At 54.5% G+C, this 18138-nt stretch carries 17 protein-coding genes; 15 read left to right on the top strand and 2 right to left on the bottom strand.

Translation table 11 applies throughout. The features are described from left to right. Positions 1 to 13: 13 nt before the first annotated feature. Both TW80_RS09555 and TW80_RS09545 read right to left on the bottom strand, forming a co-directional pair. A complete protein-coding gene (locus TW80_RS09555; protein ID WP_045997192.1) occupies positions 14 to 1567 on the bottom strand; it encodes a phosphate ABC transporter substrate-binding/OmpA family protein in 1554 nt (517 codons plus the stop codon). A gap of 205 nt (positions 1568 to 1772) precedes the next feature. After that, complete coding sequence (locus TW80_RS09545) at positions 1773 to 2441, bottom strand: TetR/AcrR family transcriptional regulator (protein WP_045997190.1); 669 nt, start codon at positions 2439 to 2441, stop codon at positions 1773 to 1775. A gap of 136 nt (positions 2442 to 2577) precedes the next feature. Between TW80_RS09545 and TW80_RS09540 the strand changes: the two genes are divergently transcribed. The 15 genes from TW80_RS09540 (at position 2578) to TW80_RS09470 (ending at position 18137) form a co-directional block, all read left to right on the top strand. Beyond that, positions 2578 to 3471 carry a shikimate dehydrogenase gene (locus tag TW80_RS09540; RefSeq protein ID WP_239450521.1) on the top strand — a complete coding sequence of 298 codons (894 nt, stop codon included), beginning with the start codon at positions 2578 to 2580 and terminating at the stop codon, positions 3469 to 3471. Between the two features lie 22 nt (positions 3472 to 3493). After that, on the top strand, positions 3494 to 4501 hold the full coding sequence (locus tag TW80_RS09535; protein WP_045997189.1) for a DctP family TRAP transporter solute-binding subunit: 1008 nt from the start codon (positions 3494 to 3496) through the stop codon (positions 4499 to 4501). A 74-nt stretch (positions 4502 to 4575) separates the two neighbouring features. Next, positions 4576 to 5103, top strand: a complete 528-nt coding sequence (locus TW80_RS09530; RefSeq protein ID WP_045997188.1) for a TRAP transporter small permease — start codon at positions 4576 to 4578, stop codon at positions 5101 to 5103. 1 nt (position 5104) lies between these two features. Next, complete coding sequence (locus tag TW80_RS09525) at positions 5105 to 6388, top strand: TRAP transporter large permease (protein ID WP_045997187.1); 1284 nt, start codon at positions 5105 to 5107, stop codon at positions 6386 to 6388. 1 nt (position 6389) lies between these two features. Next, a complete protein-coding gene (locus TW80_RS09520; protein WP_045997186.1) occupies positions 6390 to 8276 on the top strand; it encodes a bifunctional sugar phosphate isomerase/epimerase/4-hydroxyphenylpyruvate dioxygenase family protein in 1887 nt (628 codons plus the stop codon). 66 nt (positions 8277 to 8342) lie between these two features. After that, positions 8343 to 9182 (top strand): 3-keto-5-aminohexanoate cleavage protein, encoded by an 840-nt coding sequence (locus TW80_RS09515; protein WP_045997185.1) that lies wholly within the window; start codon positions 8343 to 8345, stop codon positions 9180 to 9182. Positions 9183 to 9192: 10 nt separating this feature from the next. Further along, positions 9193 to 9975, top strand: coding sequence for a 3-oxoadipate enol-lactonase (gene pcaD / locus TW80_RS09510; protein ID WP_045997184.1), 783 nt, complete (start codon positions 9193 to 9195; stop codon positions 9973 to 9975). After that, a complete protein-coding gene (locus TW80_RS09505; RefSeq protein WP_045997183.1) occupies positions 9968 to 11026 on the top strand; it encodes a 3-carboxy-cis,cis-muconate cycloisomerase in 1059 nt (352 codons plus the stop codon). Before pcaD ends, TW80_RS09505 begins: the two co-directional genes overlap by 8 nt. Positions 11027 to 11319: 293 nt before the next feature. Continuing rightward, a complete protein-coding gene (locus TW80_RS09500) occupies positions 11320 to 12084 on the top strand; it encodes an SDR family NAD(P)-dependent oxidoreductase (RefSeq protein ID WP_045997182.1) in 765 nt (254 codons plus the stop codon). Positions 12085 to 12093: 9 nt separating this feature from the next. Continuing rightward, a complete protein-coding gene (locus TW80_RS09495) occupies positions 12094 to 12873 on the top strand; it encodes a crotonase/enoyl-CoA hydratase family protein (protein ID WP_275041304.1) in 780 nt (259 codons plus the stop codon). A gap of 47 nt (positions 12874 to 12920) precedes the next feature. Beyond that, entirely contained in the window at positions 12921 to 13961 is a 1041-nt protein-coding gene (locus tag TW80_RS09490) for a TRAP transporter substrate-binding protein (RefSeq protein ID WP_052700949.1), read from the top strand. Between the two features lie 7 nt (positions 13962 to 13968). Further along, positions 13969 to 14505 (top strand): TRAP transporter small permease, encoded by a 537-nt coding sequence (locus TW80_RS09485; RefSeq protein WP_045997180.1) that lies wholly within the window; start codon positions 13969 to 13971, stop codon positions 14503 to 14505. Beyond that, positions 14505 to 15827, top strand: coding sequence for a TRAP transporter large permease (locus TW80_RS09480; protein ID WP_045997179.1), 1323 nt, complete (start codon positions 14505 to 14507; stop codon positions 15825 to 15827). Before TW80_RS09485 ends, TW80_RS09480 begins: the two co-directional genes overlap by 1 nt. 9 nt (positions 15828 to 15836) lie before the next feature. Next, complete coding sequence (locus TW80_RS09475) at positions 15837 to 16316, top strand: MarR family winged helix-turn-helix transcriptional regulator (RefSeq protein WP_045997178.1); 480 nt, start codon at positions 15837 to 15839, stop codon at positions 16314 to 16316. 6 nt (positions 16317 to 16322) lie between these two features. Beyond that, entirely contained in the window at positions 16323 to 18137 is a 1815-nt protein-coding gene (locus TW80_RS09470; protein ID WP_045997177.1) for a feruloyl-CoA synthase, read from the top strand. Position 18138 lies beyond the last annotated feature (1 nt).

Below are 18138 nucleotides of genomic sequence, written 5' to 3'. Positions count from 1 at the left end.
CATTTTAACGTGTTTAGCGTAGCCAGATTTCGACGCGGCGGTTGGTTTGACGCCCGTCTTCGTCTGTGTTGCACGCTGCAGGAGATGCGGCACCAAACCCAAGCGTGGTGATGGCGTTTGGATCAATCCGGCCATTACTTGCTGCTAGGATCTCATCGCGAATTTGAGCTGCACGACGACGTGACAGAACGGTGTTCAGGTCACTTTTCCCGATCGAGTCTGTAAAGCCGATCAGAAGCATCTCAACACCTTGATATTCTGGGCGCTCGAGAAGCTCGGACAGGCGGATCGCGTCGGCACGTGATTTGTTATCGATTTGGCTCGAACCACTTGAGAAGCGGAAGGTTGTGGACAGACGCTCAGATTCCAAAACTTGGCGGGTGAATTGCTGCATATTGAACAATTCGCCGCTTTGCTCTGGTGCAGCCAGTGAATAGGCAAGCTGTTGACCAAATTCGTCGAGCGTCGCTGTTTCAGAATCCAAGCTGACAAAACCTGCGTTTGTCACGATCTCTTGGCCTTTCGGGCTTTGCAGGATGGTGATCATCCGGCGCAAGAGAGATGGCGACGTGCGGTTGGTCGTATAGGCATACATACGACGTGTCAGTGGGTAGTCCTCGGAGCGGATCGCGAATGTGTCGGGCTCTGCGATGATCCCACAGGCCGAAGCAAGGCGTACAGGACGCGCCGCATCGATATTCGCAGTCGAGATCAGAGCAATCGCACCAGGCTGATTGGCAACAAGTTGATCCAGTGCTGCCGCGCTCAGCGAACGATCCACGTTTGGTGAGAAGGACGAGAAGTTCAGATCCAGAATCGCACGTGTGAAGTAATCAGCCAATTCACCGCCGTCGGCAGGAACATAGAGCTGAATTGGCAAATCAGCACCGCCAATTTCGCTCCAGTTTGTGATTTGACCGGAGAAGATCGCCTCGGTCTGTGCAACCGAGATGGATTTGACAGGGTTTTCAGGTGACACAACCGCGGCAAGCGCGTCTTGGCCAAAGATCGTTTCGTGGGTTGGGTCGGTCAGGTTGCCAAGCCCCGCCTCAATGAAACGCTCAACTTCTGAGTTTGTTGCACGGCGTTCAGAGAATACGATCTCAACGTCACCGTTGTAGAGTTTGTCGAACGCAGACGATGTGTCATTGCTGTGGATTTGATAGTTGCCGTAGAGAAGCCCACCTTCGCCAAGGATCAGGCCCGACTGTGAAGCAGTCTGCTGTACCACAAGCTGAAGTGACGCATCACTTTGTGCGGCGAGTTCTTCCATCAATGGCGGCAAAATGCCGGTGGTGAAAGATGGGTTCGAAGCAATGCGGATCAGCTGGTTCAGCTCGTCCGCAAGGTTCGGACAATCTTCGCCGCTACAAGTCACCTTGTCGGCGTCGATGACCAACTCACCCAATCCAGAAGCAATCGTGTATTGTTCGTTTTCGAATTTGATCAATTCGCCTGAAACGCGGATGGTTCGATCCATCGATTCAAGTGTGACCTCAGCTAGTGCAGGCATCGCAGCCAGGATACCAGCTTGGGCTACCCAGACACACCTGTTCAACTTTAGCATAATGAAATCCCTTGGTTTTATTTTGATTGGAATACTTATTCTGGCGGTGTCTCTCCGCCACGAATGCGGCAAAAAGTTGACCAAAACGAAAAAAATTTACACACTGTTTGCAATTGCAGCATTATCGGCACATTGCAATAGTATTGTGTGTGAATTCTGCGCGTTGCACCCCGTCCTGCACATGAATTATGCAGTGAAAACGCCCTTAGGTTGAGGTTGTTAGGACGGACTTTACAATCGTGTCCACGACATCCGCTTTTAGCGAATCTTGTCCGGTTTGCGTGGTCATCTCGTTGCCGAAAATTACCGAAAAAGTTGCCTCGTTCGAGACGTTGAAGAAACAAAACGCGCTGATCTTCCAGTGCAATTGGAGTGGGTCGATGTCGTCGCGAAAAATGCCCTGCTGCTGGCCGCGTTCAACAATCTCTTTTAACTGCTCAACAACCGGAGAGTTACCAGCGCGGATCGTGTCAGATTCGGCGACATGTGATCCGCGATGGATGTTTTCGATCATAACCAGTCGAATGAAGTCTTCGTTCGCACGGTGGTGGTCAAAAGTATAGGCAACCAGTTTGCGTAGGGCAGCAACTGGATCGAGGTTTTCAAGCTCAAGCGCTTTCTCGCCTGTGCGCACATCGCGGTACGCTTGTTCAAGCACCTCGCGGTAGAGGTTCTCTTTGTCCTTGAAGTAGTAAAAGATCATCCGTTTGGATGTTTTTGTTCGCGAAGCGATCTCTTGCGCGCGCGCGCCTGACAGGCCGTGTGCGGCGAATTCCTCGCGCGCAACCCTTAAAATATCGGCTTTTACGGCTTCAGGGTCTTGTTTCCACGACCCGCGTTGACGTGTGGTTTTTGTTTTGGCGTCGGCTGTCATGGCGACTTCATAAAGCTAAAAAGCCGCCACGGCAATTAACCTGTTGGTTCAAAGCGATTGACACCTAATTAACCGTATGGTTCATTGTGCCCGTTCCGGCGACACAAGACAGAATCGCTGGCCAGGGGGGACGTAAATGACATCGCAGACTGAAATCATGGCAAAGGACGCCGCTGAGGGCGCTTTGGATGATTTGATTATTGGGTTGGTTGGTCGTGGGATTCAGCGCTCGCGCACGCCACGCATGCACATGCAAGAAGCCGCCGCCCAGGGACAGCGCCTAATTTATCAGTTGTTGGATGTTGATCAGTTTCCCGGTGGTGATCGCCCACTTGCGCAAATCATTGATGCCGCAGAAATCTGTGGATTTGCGGGCTTGAACATCACATTTCCATACAAAATTGACGTCATTCCATTGTTGGATGAGCTATCCGATAACGCCAAAGCCATCGGCGCCGTGAATACTGTCGTGTTCAAAGATGGCCGTCGCATTGGTCACAACACGGACAAAGTCGGCTTTGAAGAAGGTTTTCGTCAGAACATGCCCGGCGCTGCGCTGGGTCACGTGTTGCAGATTGGGGCAGGGGGTGCAGGTGTTGCGGTCGCACATGCCTTTGCTTCGCTGGGCGTGAAACGTCTGACAATTGCCGATAGCGACCATGCACGTGCTGACGCGCTACAAGCGCAGATCGCGGGTGTCGGCGGTGATATTGTTGTTGATGTTGCTGATTTAGACGAAATGCTTGCGCTACAGCCTGACGGCGTTGTGAATGCGACACCTGTCGGAATGGCCAAGCTACCCGGCACCGCCTATCCCGTTTCCCAACTGCGCCCGGAAATGTGGGTCGCAGATATCGTTTATTTCCCGCTCGAAACTGAACTCTTGGCCGCTGCCCGCGCCAAAGGCTGCCGAGTTCTGCCGGGATCAGGGATGGCCGTCTATCAGGCGGTGCGGGCATTTGAATTGTTCACCGGTCGCAGACCTGACGCTGACCGGATGAAAGCAACCTTTGAGGCGATGACCTCATAATTGACGCAAAAGGGAGGATACCATGCGTTTCACATTGAAAACTATCGCGGCGACTGCTGCCCTTACTCTGGGCCTTGCAGCTTCTGCTGCTTCGGCACAAACAATCCGTATCGCGCACGTTGACCCAGACGAATGGACTGGTTCCAAAAAAGGTGCTGCAGCACAGGTTTTCCGCAACATCGTCGAAGGTGAAACAAACCTTGACGTGGAAATCTTCCCAGCAGGCGCATTGGGTAACGAAGACGAGCTGGTCGGCCAGGTTCAAGAAGGCCTGCTGCAAATGACAATCGTTTCAGGCGCAATGTCGAAAGCGTGTCCAGCGGCTTCTGTTCTCGATATCCCTTACACATTCGCATCCGCGACTGTCGCTTGGGAAGTGCTGGACGGTGAATTCGGTGACGCACTTGCGGCACACTGCCTAGAGCAGACTGGCATGCGCACATTGGCGTTTGGCGAAACTGGTTTCCGTAACTTCACAAACAACACACGTGAAATTCGTACACCGGCAGACATGGAAGGTCTGAAGTTCCGCGTGCAGCCTATCCCGCTGTATCTGGAAATGGTTAGCGGTCTTGGCGGTGAGCCAACACCAATCGCATGGACAGAACTGCCAAACGCGCTGTCCACCGGTGTTGTTGACGGTCAGGAAAACCCTGTTGGCGTTATCTACAACAACGGCCTGCACCAGTTGCAAAAGTACATGACACTGGACGGCCACGTTTATGCGGCTGACTTCCTTGTCATCAGCGATGAGTTCTTCCAGTCGCTGACTGCTGCAGAGCAAGAAGTTGTGGCACGCGCTGCAATCGTTGCAGGTAACATGGGTCGTTCGATCCAACAGTGGACATCTGCACAAGGCGTTCTGGCTGTTCAAGAAGAAGGCATGCAGGTTTATTCCCCAACTGCTGACGAACTGGCAATGTTTGCTGAAAAAGCACAGCCTGCTGTTGTAGAATTCCTACGCGGTGAACTGGGCGACGACGCAGCTTGGATCGACCAACTGCAAGCCGCTGTCGCTGCTACGCAATAAGCAAATCCGACAATCTTGTGGGCCGCGTTTCGGCGCGGTCCACACCTTAAATACCCCGAATGAGGAGAGCCCCGATGGCAAAACTGAATTCAATTGTAAGCCGCATATTCGGTTGGGGGGCTGGCCTTTCGATGGGGTTAGTTTTCGCAATTATCTTCGTCAATTCGCTACGCCGCTACACCATTGGTGAATCCGTGCAATGGGGCGAAGAGCTGCCTGTCTATCTATCTGTCTACGGCGTCATGTTCGGTGTCGCTTTGGCTTATATGCAAGACCGGCACATCCGTTTCACCATCGTCATTGATTTCCTCAACGAGCGTCGCAAAACCATGATGTTTGTGGCTGGCGATATTCTGATGGCTGTGACTGGGGTGATGCTGGTGCTTTCGGCGCTTGCCTTTGTTGAACGTCGCGGTGGCACAATGTCTTCGGGGATGTTCGGTCTGTCGCGCTGGTTGGGTGACGTCACCGGGATCAAGGCATTGAACGCCTTGGGGACACTTGGACCATACCAATACGCGCTGGTTATCGGCGGCGCGATGATCACGCTTGCCGCTGTTCTAAAATTCATCGAGCGCGTGACTGCGCTGCGGGGACAATAATATGATCTATGTAATCCTGATTGCAGGGCTGTTAATTGGTGCGCCGATTGCCTTCGCTATTCTTGCTTCGCTGTCATACTTTATGGCGACGGGCGATGCGCCGTATAATCTTCGGATCGTCGCGACAGAGCTGTTCAACGGTCTCAACTCTTACCCACTGCTTGCGATTCCGCTGTTTGTTCTCGCCGGAGAGCTGATGAACGAAAGCGGTATCACGGGGCGGATCATCGCATTTGCAAACGTCCTTGTTGGGCGTATGCGTGCGGGCCTTGCGATGGTGAACATCTGGGCTTCTGTGATTTTCGCGGGGCTATCTGGTTCGGCGGTTGCGGATACCTCTGCCATTGGCCGCGTGTTTATCCCGGAAATGGAAAAGCACGGCTATGACCGCGCTTATTCTGCTGCACTAACCGCAGCCTCATCGGTGATTGGCCCGATCATTCCACCTTCTATCCCTGTGATTATCTATGCGTTGATCGTGACGGGCGTGTCTGTGCCTGCGCTGTTCATGGCGGGTATCATCCCCGGCCTGCTGTTGGCGGTATTCTTGTCTGTCTACGTCATGATGACTGTCGACATGGACAAAATTAACGCCGCATCTGCTGCTCTGAACGAAGAACCCGTTCCTGCACGTCAGGCGCTGCTCGGTGGCATCCTGCCGCTGTTGATGCCCGTGTTTGTTGTCGGTTCAATCTTGTTGGGCGTTGTCACCCCGACCGAAGCGGCCAGCTTTGCCGTGGCTTACGCGTTGGTCATCGGGGCGTTCGTTTATCGCAAGATTTCATTCGCGTCTTTGCCGCGTCTGTTCACCGATGCGATGCGCGATAGTGCTGTCATCATGATCATCATTGCTGCGGTGTCTGCTGCGAACTGGTTGCTGACATATAACCGCGTTCCAAACATGCTGACCGACTGGGTGCTGGGTAACGTGGATAGCAAGACGACCTTCTTGATTGCAGTGATCATCCTGTTCCTCTTTGTTGGCCTGTTCCTTGAAGGGATCGCCGCGATGTTGGTGCTGGTGCCAATTCTGCACCCCATCGCTGTCAGCCTAGGCGTTGATCCGGTGCATTTTGGTATCTTGGTCATCTTTAACCTGATGATCGGCCTGATCACGCCGCCGCTGGGCTTGTGTCTATTCGTGGCCGAAGGGATCGCCGGTGTCGGAATGGCACGGCTTACCAAAGCAATCCTGCCTTTTTTCCTTGTTGAAGTAGCCGTTCTGCTGGTGCTGACCTTTGTGCCGCAAACCGTCATCTGGCTGCCTACAGTCTTAGGATATTGATATGAAAACCTCGATCGCCACCGTTTCCATCTCTGGTAGCCTACCCGAAAAACTAGAGGCCATTCAAAAGGCCGGTTTCGATGGGATCGAGATTTTCGAACAAGACTTCATCGCGCATGACGGCAGTCCGCGCGATGTGGGCAATATGATCCGGGACATGGGGTTGGACATCACGTTGTTCCAACCCTTCCGAGACTTTGAAAGCCTGCCCGAACCTTTGCGCGCCAAGGCGTTTGATCGGGCCGAACGCAAATTCGACTTGATGCAGGAACTCGGCACCGATTTGGTGCTGATCTGTTCGTCGTGCCATCCCGAGGCAATCGGCGGCATTGATCGTGCCGCTGCCGATTTCCATGAGCTGGGCGAACGCGCTGCAAAACGCGGGTTGCGTGTCGGCTATGAGGCACTCGCCTGGGGGAAACACGTGAACGATCACCGCGATGCATGGGAAATCGTGCGCCGTGCGGATCATGAAAACGTTGGGCTGATCGTCGATAGCTTTCATACGCTTTCGCGCAAGTTGGACCCGAATTCGATCCGCAGCGTACCGGGTGACAAAATCTTTTTTGTCCAACTGGCGGATGCGCCGCTGATTGACATGGACCTGCTGTATTGGTCCCGCCATTTCCGCAACATGCCGGGTGAGGGCGATCTGGATGTGACTGGTTTCATGCAGGCCGTGATGGCGACCGGATATAGCGGGCCGATCAGCCTTGAGATTTTTAACGATCAATTCCGCGGCGGCAGCCCCTTTACCATTGCCAAAGATGGCCACCGTTCGCTGATCGCCCTGATGGATGATGTCCGTCGCGTGGAGCCGACCGTGTCAGTTGATATGCCGCCAATGCCAGCGCGGATCGGTGTTGATGGCGTGTCGTTTGTTGAATATGCATCACGCGGCGCCGAGGCAGAGCAGCTTGAGGCGATGTTGCAAACCCTTGGGTTTGAGCGCGCAGGCGATCACATTTCCAAGCAGGTCGCGTTGTGGACACAGGGCGATGTGCGTATTGTCATCAACCGCGAGACCGAAGGCTACGCAAGCAATGCCTACGCTGCACACGGCACGACCGTTTGTGATATCGGCCTGTCGGTTGATAATGCGGCTCAAACCGTTGCGCGGGCAACTGCGCTGGGTGCAAACCCGTTCAGTCAGCCCGTCGATCCGGGCGAGCTGGACATCCCCGCGATACGCGGGCTAAGCGGCTCTGTCATGCATTTTATCGACACTGATAGCGGTCTTTCGGATGTTTGGTCGGTCGAATTTACCCCAGCTGGCGACACCGGCCCGGGAGCGGGGATCACCCGGATTGATCACCTTGCACAGACCATGAGCTATGACGAGATGCTGAGCTGGTCGCTGTTTTATACGTCGTTGTTTGTGATGGATAAAACGCCGATGTTTGATGTGGTGGACCCTGATGGTCTGGTCCGCAGTCAGGCATTAGAGACCAAAGACGGCAGTTTCCGCATCACGCTCAACGGTGCGGAAACCCACCGGACAATGGCAGGGAATTTCCTTGCCGATAGCTTTGGTGCTTCGGTGCAGCATATCGCGTTGGCGACCGATGATATCTTTGCAACGCGCGATGCGATGGCCGCGCGCGGTTTCAAACCGCTGCCGATGTCGGACAACTATTATGCCGATTTGGCGGCCCGATTTACGCTCTCTGATGAAAAGCTGGCTAAGCTTAAGGCGGGTAGTATTCTTTATGACGAAGACGCCAATGGCGCATTCTATCAGTTCTATTCAGAACCCTACGCAGGCGGTATGTTCTTTGAAATTGTTCAGCGCAAAGGTGGCTACGCGGGATACGGCGCGCCCAACGCCCCGTTCCGCATCGCGGCACAAAAACGACTGATGCGCCCCAAAGGGATGCCAAAGGCCTAGAAATAACACGTCACTGGCAGTCAGGCTAAGAACCTGATTAATTGACGGAAACACTAGGGGGGCGAAATGACAAATCCTTGCATCATATGCGTGGCGATCACTGGGTCGCTGCCGACCAAGGAAAACAATCCTGCCGTGCCGATCAGCATCGCAGAGCAAATCGAAAGCACGCAAGAGGCCTTTGAGGCCGGGGCGAGCATTGCCCATTGCCACGTGCGTGATGACGACGGCAAACCCACATCCGACCCAGAACGGTTTGCACGTCTCAAAGAAGGGTTGGAAGAACACTGCCCCGGTATGATCGTGCAACTCTCGACAGGGGGGCGTTCTGGTGCAGGGCGCGATCGTGGGGGGATGTTGCCACTCCGCCCTGATATGGCTTCGCTGTCAGTGGGGTCGAATAACTTTCCGACGCGGGTTTATGAAAACAGCCCTGATCTGGTCGATTGGCTCGCGTCAGAAATGCAAACCTACGACATCAAACCCGAGATCGAAGCGTTTGACCTAAGCCACATCGTACAGGCCACACGCATGGCTGCAGATGGGCGGCTCAAATCGCCGCTTTATGTGCAGTTTGTCATGGGCGTTAAGAATGCGATGCCCGCAGATGAACAGATTTTCGATTTCTATATTGAAACGCTCAAACGCCTTGCGCCTGATGCACAGTGGTGTGCTGCGGGTATCGGGGCCGCACAGATTAAGATTAATGAATGGTCCATTGCCAAAGGTGGACATACCCGCACTGGCCTCGAGGACAACGTGCGGCTTGATCGCGATACGCTGGCTCCCTCGAATGCGGCCTTGGTCAATCGTGCTGTCGAAATTTGTGAAAAATATGAACGCCCCGTCGCAACGTGGCAGCAGGCCCGTGCGATCTTGGGGTTGCGTGATGTGAATATCTCTTAGAGGACGAAAAATGCCCTTTGCTACAGTAAACGACGTAACCCTGCATTACCGGTATCGGGCGGGCTCTGGCATGGCCGTCGTGTTTTTGAATTCGCTTGGTACCGACTTTCGGATCTGGGATGCGGTAATTGACGCGATGGATTCGCAAACCCCGGTGCTGTGCATGGACAAACGGGGGCATGGCCTAAGCGACGACGCAGAAATCTCGATGGATGCATTGGTCGCTGATGCAGGAGCGCTAATGGATCAGTTGGGGATCAAGAACGCCTTGATCTGTGGCGATTCTGTTGGCGGAATTATTGCCCAAGGGCTGGCATCTGCGCGCCCGGATTTGGTCGCTGGGCTGGTGCTGTGTTGCACTGGCGCCAAGATTGGTGACGCTGATGGCTGGAATGCCCGGATTGAAGCAGTGAAATCTGGCGGCATTGCCCCAATCGCCGATGCCGTGTTGGAGCGCTGGTTCTCACCAAACTATATCGCGACTGAATCCGCCGGGCTTGCCGGGTATCGCAATATGCTCGTGCGGACCTCGGCTGCGGGATATGCAGGTGTCTGTGCTGCAATCCGCGACACGGATTATCGTGACCAATCTGCTCAGTTGACTGTGCCGACCCATTGCGTTGCTGGCACTGCCGATCTGGCAACGCCAGTTCCTTTGCTGCAAGAGCTCGCCACGCTCATCAAAGGTGCCACGCTCGAAGTCATCGAAGATGTCGGACATTTGCCCTGCATCGAAGTACCCACACGGGTGGCAGCAACGGTTACAAACATGCGAGGCGCGCTAAATGACTGACGTATTTGAACACCCTTGGTTGTCTGGCCTGCTGGGGGATGAAACCGCACAAGAGATATTCTCGGCAGAGCGTCAGTTGGCGCATATGATGGCGTTCGAGGTTGCCTATACACGTGCGCTGGGTGCGGCGGGTATCGTCCCCGCAGAAACGGCCGAAACGGTTGCCGAACAATTGCGGGGTTTTCAACCGGATATTGCCGACCTGAAAATTGGTACAGGGCGTGACGGTTTGCCGGTTCCGGCGCTTGTCAAACAGCTCAAGGCATTGGCTGGCGACAATGCAAAAGCCGTCCATAGCGGTGCCACATCCCAAGACGTGATCGACACGGCGACGGTACTTTGTTTGCAAAGCTTTAGCGGATTGTTGGACGAACAGCTTGCGACGCTTGCAGGTGGTTTGGCGCAGTTGATTGAACAATTCGGCGATCAGCCCATGATGGGGCGGACGCGGATGCAAGCAGCCGTGCCGATTACTGTCGCAGATCGGGTGCAAACTTGGATGCTGCCGATCGCAGAACATCGAACGCGTTTGGCGCAAATACGGCCACGCGTCGAATGTCTACAGCTTGGTGGGGCTGCTGGAAACCGGGCAGCCTTGGGCGAAAATGCTACGGCTGTCGCTGCCTTTATGGCGGATGAACTGGGCCTTGGGAATCCGCCGCGCGCTTGGCATGCGATGCGGGATGGCATCGCGGAATATGCCGGGTTGCTATCACTAATCACGGGTACCGTGGGTAAGATGGGGCAGGATGTCTGCCTCATGGCGCAACAGGGCATAGGCGAGATTGGCATTGATGGCGGGGGCGGATCCTCTGCCATGCCTCACAAGCAGAACCCAGTTCTGGCCGAATTGCTGGTCACACTGGCGCGTTTCAACGCGACACAGCTATCTGGGATGCATGACGCCCTGATCCACGAACAAGAACGGTCTGGCGCTTCTTGGACTTTGGAGTGGATGATTCTACCGCAAATGGCGAAGGCGACAGCACGCAGTTTGTCGGCCGCAAATGCCCTTTCTGGGCAGGTCATTCGCATGGGTACCCCGGACTAAGCGGAATCATACCGACACATATGCGGCGAATGTTGATGCTTTCACCGCAATCTCGGGTTGCTGAATTTCCACATCTGACCGCTTTTCTGCACCTGCAGCGGGCATTGCTGCGGTGCAAAAATTATGTCTTGTGGAATGGTGATATTGTCGCTTAAGTTGTTTTTAGTAATAGTAAAATTTAGTATCGCGCTTTTAGGTTGTTACCCTCGCGCCGACGTGCATCGTGTTTCGAGTATAATTGTTCATTGACATAACAATTCGGATGATGAAGCTTTCCGGCAGGGAGGACGATAATGACATTACTGGACGGCTGTGCGGTGGTCACAGGCGCGGGCAGTGGCCTAGGCGCAGCGACGGCAAAGCGATTGGCGCAACTTGGCGCAAAAGTGGCCTGTGTTGACCTAAGCGCCGACGCAGCAAATCAAATTGCATCCCAAATTGATGGCAAGGGCTACGCGGCCGATGTGTCCGATAGCGCGGCGGTCGAAGCCACCTTTGACAAAATTGTCGCCGATTTGGGCACCCCACGTATCGTGGTGTCTTGTGCGGGCATCGGTACAGCCAGCCGTATTCTGCCACGTGACGGCAGCTTAACCATTGATAGCTTTGAAAAAACGCTGCGGGTGAACCTATTGGGCACCTATGCGGTGATGAATATCGCGGCGCGCGTGATGGCTGCTGCTGATCCGGTCGATGACGACAATCAACGTGGTGTGATCATCAATACGGCCTCTGTCGCCTTTGAAGATGGGCAAATCGGGCAGGCCGCCTATTCAGCGTCCAAAGGTGGGATTGCGTCGATGACATTGCCCGCCGCGCGTGAACTGGCGCGCTTTGGTATTCGCGTAATGACAATTGCGCCCGGGCTGTTTGAAACGTCAATGAGCGCAGGTTTGCCAGACGACGTGCGCAGCGAAATCCTAAAGGCTGTCCCGTTTCCATCACGGATGGGTGACGCCGATGAATACGCCCGACTGGTGCAAAGCATCGTCGAAAATCCCATGCTCAACGGTACGGTGATCCGCCTAGATGCCGCTGCGCGTATGCCGATTAAGTAAGGAAATACAGTGTCTAACACGCCGACTGAACCCGTTTTGCTAGTTGATGTAGAAGGCCCGATCGCCACATTGACGATGAACCGTCCGGCCAAGCGAAACGCGATGTGCGATGAGCTATTGGACGAGATTGACGCATTCTTTGCCAAGCCACCCGAAGGTGTGCGGGTCGTGATTATGGTTGGGACCGCCGGGCACTACTGTTCTGGTTTGGACTTGTCTGAACATGTGGCACGCGATGCCGAAGGCACCATGCGCCATTCGCGCAATTGGCATCGGGTCATGGACACCATCCAGTTTTCTGGCTTGCCCGTGGTTTCGGCCATGTTTGGCGCCGTAATCGGTGGTGGGCTGGAAATGGCGGCTTCAACGCATGTGCGGATTGCAGAGCCTTCGACTATTTTTCAGCTGCCCGAAGGGCGCCGTGGCATTTATGTCGGTGGCGGCGCATCGGTGCGGATTGGCCGTATTTTGGGCGCAGACCGCATGTGTGAAATGATGCTGACCGGGCGCAAATACAACACGGAAGAAGGTCTGGCGATGGGCCTTGCCCATTATGCCGTAGGCGAGGGCGAGGCGCTGCCATTGGCCCGTGAACTTGCTGGAAAGATCGCGCGGAACGCGCAGCTTTCTAACTATATGATGATCCAGGCGATTAGCCGGATTTCCGATATGTCTCGTAGTGATGGATTGTTTACCGAAAGCCTTGCTGCGGCGGTCTCTCAGACCAGCGCAGATGCCGAAGAAGGGCTCAAGGCATTCTTAGAAAAAAGAAAACCTGTTTTCCGGTGAACCGGGAGGCACGAATGCTATCTTTTCCAAAACAGGGGGAAATTTAAATGACAACTATGACACGCCGTGGTGCGCTGGCCTCTATGGGCGCGGCTCTTGCCACACCAGCGCTGGTTTCGAACTTGAACGCTGCAGAAGTAACGCTGCGTTTGCACCACTTCCTTCCGCCCGTTGCACCGATGCAAAAGCAGTTCTTTGAAGTTTGGGCTTCTGAGCTGTCCGAAGCAACAAATGGCGCGGTAGAGATCCAAATCTTCCCTGCTATGCAACTGGGTGGTAAGCCGCCTCAGCTGGCTGATCAGGTTCGTCAGGGTATTTGCGATATCGCATGGACGCTGCCTGTTTACACACCAGATCGTTTCCCAGTCGCTGAAACAATGTCATTGCCATTCATGGTCACCAACGCCGAGAAATCTTCGGTTGCGATGCACACATTGATGGATGAATTCGGCCAAGGCGAATACCGCGGGATCAAGCCGCTGGCGTTCCACACACATGATGGTGGTAAGCTGCACACACGCAACGCTCCTGTCCTAAGCAAAGCTGACCTGGACGGTCTGAAGCTGCGCGCGCCAAACCAAGCAACCGGTGACATGCTGAGCGCATTGGGTGCAGAAGTCGTGTTCTTCCCTGTGACAGACATGGTCGTTGGCCTGTCCAACGGTGTGATCGACGGATGCTGTTTGCCCTATGAGGTTGTTCCTGCATTCAAACTGCAAGAGCTGACATCCTACACTGCCGCACCAGCACCTGCATCGCGTGGCCTGTATTCGAACACCTTTGCCTTCATCATGAACGAAGCGAAATACGAGAGCCTTTCTGATGACGTTCGTGCAGCCGTTGACGCTGCATCCGGCATGGCACTGTCGCAGCGCCTAGGCGCACAGTTCGACGTCTTTGAAGCCGGCGGTAAAGCCGCAGTTGAGGCGCAAGGCAACACGATTGTCGAAATTCCAGCCGACGAGATCGCTTCTTGGCAGGAAGAAGCAGCGCCCGTCCACGAAGCTTGGATCGAAAAGCTGAATGGCATGGGCCACGACGGTGCCGCCATTATGGCGCGTGCGAACGAACTGCTGGACGCAGGCTGATCTGATCATGTCTGAGCCGATTGTTCACCAGACAGGAGAGAGTAATTCTCTCCTGTACCGGCTGTTGCATGCCGTTTGCATCTCTAGCGCTGCGATTGGCGGGCTGGTGATTTTCGGCGCAGCGTTTGTTGTTACCTATTCGGTGCTCTCCAGCACCCTTGGATTCGGCGCTGTACGCGGCGAATTCGAACTGGTGGAGCTGGCTTGCGCAGCAAGCGCATCTTTGTTCCTACCCTTATGTCAGTTGAACCGCGGCCATGTGATGGTTGACGTGTTCACGAGCAAAATACCCGGCAAAACGAATGAAATGGTCGATGCCGTCTGGACGCTGCTCTTTGCGGTTGGCTGGGCCTATATCGCGTGGCGTCTGTTTGTCGGTCTCGAAGAAATTCACAGCTATGGCGACAAAACGATGCTTCTGCGTGCTCCGGTCTGGTGGGTCTATGTCCCGGCAGTCTTTGGCACAGGGTTATCCGCGATCGTTGCCGCGCTGATGGGCCTGTCGGTATTCGCGCCACGCCTGTTCCCGATGGAGGCCAAATAATGGATCCCTTTACTCTCGCGATCCTGCTCGTCTTGGGGTTGTTTGTTCTGATCTTTATTCGAGTGCCGATTGCGCTTGCGATGGCGTTGGTCGGTGTGGTCGGATACGTTCAGCTCAGTTCGTGGATTGGTCTTAAGGCCTATCTCAGCACGGCTTGGGTCGACAAGTTCATGTCCTACGATCTGTCGGTTGTGCCGCTGTTTATCCTCATGGGGCATTTGGCGACAAATTCGGGCATCTCGGCATCCATCTTTAACGCTGCACGTGCGTGGATCGGCCATTTGCGGGGCGGATTGGCGATGGCTGCTGTTGCTGGCTGTGCTCTGTTCGGGTCAATCTCGGGCTCGTCTCTTGCGACGGCTTCGACGATGACGCGGGTTGCGATGCCCGAAATGCGCAAACACGGATTTTCTGGCGCGCTTTCGTCCGGATCGCTTGCCGCTGGTGGTACGCTGGGTATCCTGATCCCGCCATCTGTGGTGCTGATTATCTATGCCCTCCTGACCGAGCAAAACATTGTGAAACTGTTCCTCGCGGCGACCGTTCCCGGTGTACTTGCGGTTGTTGGTTTCATGATCGCCATTTCAGTCTACGTTCGCCTCTTCCCCGAAGAGGGCCCAACCAGCGAACGTTCCAACATGAAAGAGCGCCTGCGCGCCCTTGCTGATATCTGGCACGTTTTGGTGATCTTTATCGTCGTTCTGGGCGGGATCTATGGCGGGTTCTTTACGCCGGCGCAGGGTGCTGCGGTTGGTGTGGTCCTGACGCTTGTGCTGGGTACTCTCAAAGGCGGGCTAACACCCAAGACTATCTTGAACAGCTTGATTGATACGGCAGGTTCAACGGCGATGATCTTTGCCATCGTGTTTGGGGCTGATCTGTTTAACGTGGCGCTGGCACTAAGCCGTATGCCGATGGAAGTCGCTCAGTACTTTGCGACCTCTGACATCGCGCCGATGGTGATCTTGATGGGGATCGTTGTGTTCTATCTAGTGATGGGATGTCTGATGGATAGCCTGTCGATGATCCTCCTGACAGTGCCTGTGTTCTTTCCAACGGTGATGGCGCTTGATTTCGGGATGACCTTTGAACAGCAGGCGATGTGGTTTGGGATTATCTCGCTGGTCGTCGTTGAAATGGGGCTGATCACGCCGCCTGTCGGGATGAACCTGTTTGTTATCTCGGCAATGGCCAAGGACATTCCCATGACGCAAATCTTTCGTGGGACGATCCCCTTTATCATTGCCGAGTTTGTCCGGATCGCAATCCTGATTAGCTTCCCAGTATTAAGTTACTGGTTGGTTGATTTGGTCGCTAACTAGAGGTGGGACATGTCTGATAGACGCGATGATAATGTCTCTCGTGATACTGCTGCAGATCGTTTTCTGCAGCAGTTCACCGGATACCGGATCAAGCGTGCGTTGCTGGTCATTCACGAGGATATGACCGAACAGCTGGGGCCTCTGGGGCTTCGGGTTGGGACGTTTTCACCGCTCGCGGTGATTGCGGCTAATCCCGGCATTTCACAAACCCGGCTGTCCGATGTTTTGCATATTAAACGTTCGGGTGTTGTCGCCGTAGTTGATGAGCTGGAGCAGATGGGCGCAATTGAGCGCAAACCCGTCAAAGGGGACCGTCGGACGAACGCGTTATTTATGACGACTGCGGGTCGCAAGCTTTGGAAACAAGCCGAAGCAACTATTCAGGCGCACGAAGATCGCCTTTTTGCAGATTTGAATGATGAAGAAAATGAACGACTGCGTGATCTGATCACGCGTGTGACGCAAAGCGCCGTTCAGGCGAAGGAGTAAGTTCCAATGACTGATGCAACAACTGGCCTCAACTTGCGTGCACATGCAGTTGAGTTGACGAACGTGGGTAATGATCTGATCCTGACGTCGAAAATCCCACTTGATCCGGTTGTCGAACGAACCGCTGATTGGCTGCACAAATGGGCCCAAGATACCCCTGATGCCGTGTTTCTGGCCGAGCGCAAGGGCGACGGCTGGCGCGAGGTAACATTTGCACAGGCACTGAATGATGTACGCAATATCGCGACGTCTTTGGGGGCGCGTGGGTTGGGGCAAGATACCCCAATTGTCATCATGTCCGGGAACTCCATCGACCATGCGCTGCTGTCGTTTGGGGCGCAATACGCGGGCGTCCCGACTGTTCCATTGGCCGAGCAGTATTCCCTGATCCCAGAAGCGCACGGGCGCCTGATTTATGTCCTGAACAAGGTCAAACCAGCGATGGCATTTGTCGATGATGCCGGGCGCTATGCTGCTGCTTTGGCGTTGCCAGAACTCAGCGGTGTTGAAATCGTTGCCTCGACAACGGTTGGCGCACCGGGGAAGGTGACCGCCTTTGCCGACTTGCTTGCGGGTGATGTTACTCAGGATGCGGATGCCTTGCTGGCGGCAACTGGCCCCGACACTGTCGCGAAAATCCTGTTTACGTCAGGCTCTTCGTCTGACCCAAAAGGCGTACTGACGACGCAACGTATGATGTGTGCGAACCAGTCTCAGATGGCATCTGTACTGCCATTTCTCAAGGAACGCCGCCCAAGCATTTGTGACTGGCTGCCGTGGAACCATGTTTTTGGTGGATCGCATAACGTCAACATGATGCTGGCGCATGGTGGCACATTGACGATTGACGCGGGCAAGCCGACGAAAAAACTTTTTGCGGAAACGGCCAAGAGCATCATTGAGCGCCCCGGAACGTTGTCGTTCAATGTGCCTGTTGGGTTTGCCATGCTCGTTGCCGAGATGGAGACAAACCAAGCTTTGCGCGAAGCCTATTTCAAAGACCTCGATATGATCTTTTATGCGGGGGCCTCTCTTCCCCAAGATGTTTGGACCCGGCTCGAGGAAATGGCGCTAGAGGTTCGTGGCAAGCTGCCACTGATGATTTCAAGCTGGGGAATGACCGAAACCGCACCCGCAACGATTATGCTACACGAACCGATTGGGCGGTCTGGCGTTGTTGGTGTTCCATTGCCGGGCGCTACGGTAAAACTCATCCCCGATGATGAAAAACGCTGTGAACTGCGTGTCAAAGGGCCAAACATTATGCCCGGTTATTTTGCTGATGACATCAAAACAGCAGAGGCCTTCGATGCGGACGGTTTCCTTTTGACAGGGGATGCGATGCGCTTTGTTGACGATAATGATCCAGATCGCGGCCTGACCTTTGACGGGCGGGTGTCTGAGGACTTTAAGCTACTGACCGGTACTTGGGTTCAGGCGGGTAAACTGCGTGTCGAGGCGCTTGAGGGCTTGCGCGGACTCGTCCAAGATATCGTGATATGTGGTCATGATCGTGACGCGATTGGTCTATTTATCTTTCCGCGGCCCGACCAAGTGCACGGCGATAACGTATCTAATGGCGCGGTCATTGATCCAGCACTTCAGGCGCAAATCGAAGAGCGTTTGCGCGATATGGCCAAGGCCGCGACAGGCTCTGCGAAACGGATTAGTCGGGCGTTGATCTTGGCAGAGCCGCCATCGCTAAAGGACGCAGAAGTGACTGACAAAGGGTCGCTGAATGTCCGCAAGATCATCACCCGTCGGGCTGACCTGCTAGAACGCCTTTATGACAACGAAGACCCCGCGCTGATCCGCGTTTAAG

The organism is Loktanella sp. S4079 (genome assembly GCF_000967725.1).
GTDB lineage: Bacteria > Pseudomonadota > Alphaproteobacteria > Rhodobacterales > Rhodobacteraceae > Yoonia.
This window is presented reverse-complemented; position numbering and strand designations above follow the sequence as displayed.

What these genes read in the sequence shown, in the direction of transcription:
- TW80_RS09530 (WP_045997188.1), top strand. Translation starts at nt 4,576, where the DNA reads ATGGCAAAACTGAATTCAATTGTAAGCCGCATATTCGGTTGGGGGGCT.
- pcaD (WP_045997184.1), top strand. Translation starts at nt 9,193, where the DNA reads ATGCCCTTTGCTACAGTAAACGACGTAACCCTGCATTACCGGTATCGG.
- TW80_RS09555 (WP_045997192.1), bottom strand. Translation starts at nt 1,567, where the DNA reads ATGCTAAAGTTGAACAGGTGTGTCTGGGTAGCCCAAGCTGGTATCCTG.
- TW80_RS09485 (WP_045997180.1), top strand. Translation starts at nt 13,969, where the DNA reads ATGTCTGAGCCGATTGTTCACCAGACAGGAGAGAGTAATTCTCTCCTG.
- TW80_RS09535 (WP_045997189.1), top strand. Translation starts at nt 3,494, where the DNA reads ATGCGTTTCACATTGAAAACTATCGCGGCGACTGCTGCCCTTACTCTG.
- TW80_RS09470 (WP_045997177.1), top strand. Translation starts at nt 16,323, where the DNA reads ATGACTGATGCAACAACTGGCCTCAACTTGCGTGCACATGCAGTTGAG.
- TW80_RS09500 (WP_045997182.1), top strand. Translation starts at nt 11,320, where the DNA reads ATGACATTACTGGACGGCTGTGCGGTGGTCACAGGCGCGGGCAGTGGC.
- TW80_RS09480 (WP_045997179.1), top strand. Translation starts at nt 14,505, where the DNA reads ATGGATCCCTTTACTCTCGCGATCCTGCTCGTCTTGGGGTTGTTTGTT.
- TW80_RS09515 (WP_045997185.1), top strand. Translation starts at nt 8,343, where the DNA reads ATGACAAATCCTTGCATCATATGCGTGGCGATCACTGGGTCGCTGCCG.
- TW80_RS09540 (WP_239450521.1), top strand. Translation starts at nt 2,578, where the DNA reads ATGACATCGCAGACTGAAATCATGGCAAAGGACGCCGCTGAGGGCGCT.
- TW80_RS09525 (WP_045997187.1), top strand. Translation starts at nt 5,105, where the DNA reads ATGATCTATGTAATCCTGATTGCAGGGCTGTTAATTGGTGCGCCGATT.
- TW80_RS09520 (WP_045997186.1), top strand. Translation starts at nt 6,390, where the DNA reads ATGAAAACCTCGATCGCCACCGTTTCCATCTCTGGTAGCCTACCCGAA.
- TW80_RS09545 (WP_045997190.1), bottom strand. Translation starts at nt 2,441, where the DNA reads ATGACAGCCGACGCCAAAACAAAAACCACACGTCAACGCGGGTCGTGG.
- TW80_RS09475 (WP_045997178.1), top strand. Translation starts at nt 15,837, where the DNA reads ATGTCTGATAGACGCGATGATAATGTCTCTCGTGATACTGCTGCAGAT.
- TW80_RS09505 (WP_045997183.1), top strand. Translation starts at nt 9,968, where the DNA reads ATGACTGACGTATTTGAACACCCTTGGTTGTCTGGCCTGCTGGGGGAT.
- TW80_RS09490 (WP_052700949.1), top strand. Translation starts at nt 12,921, where the DNA reads ATGACAACTATGACACGCCGTGGTGCGCTGGCCTCTATGGGCGCGGCT.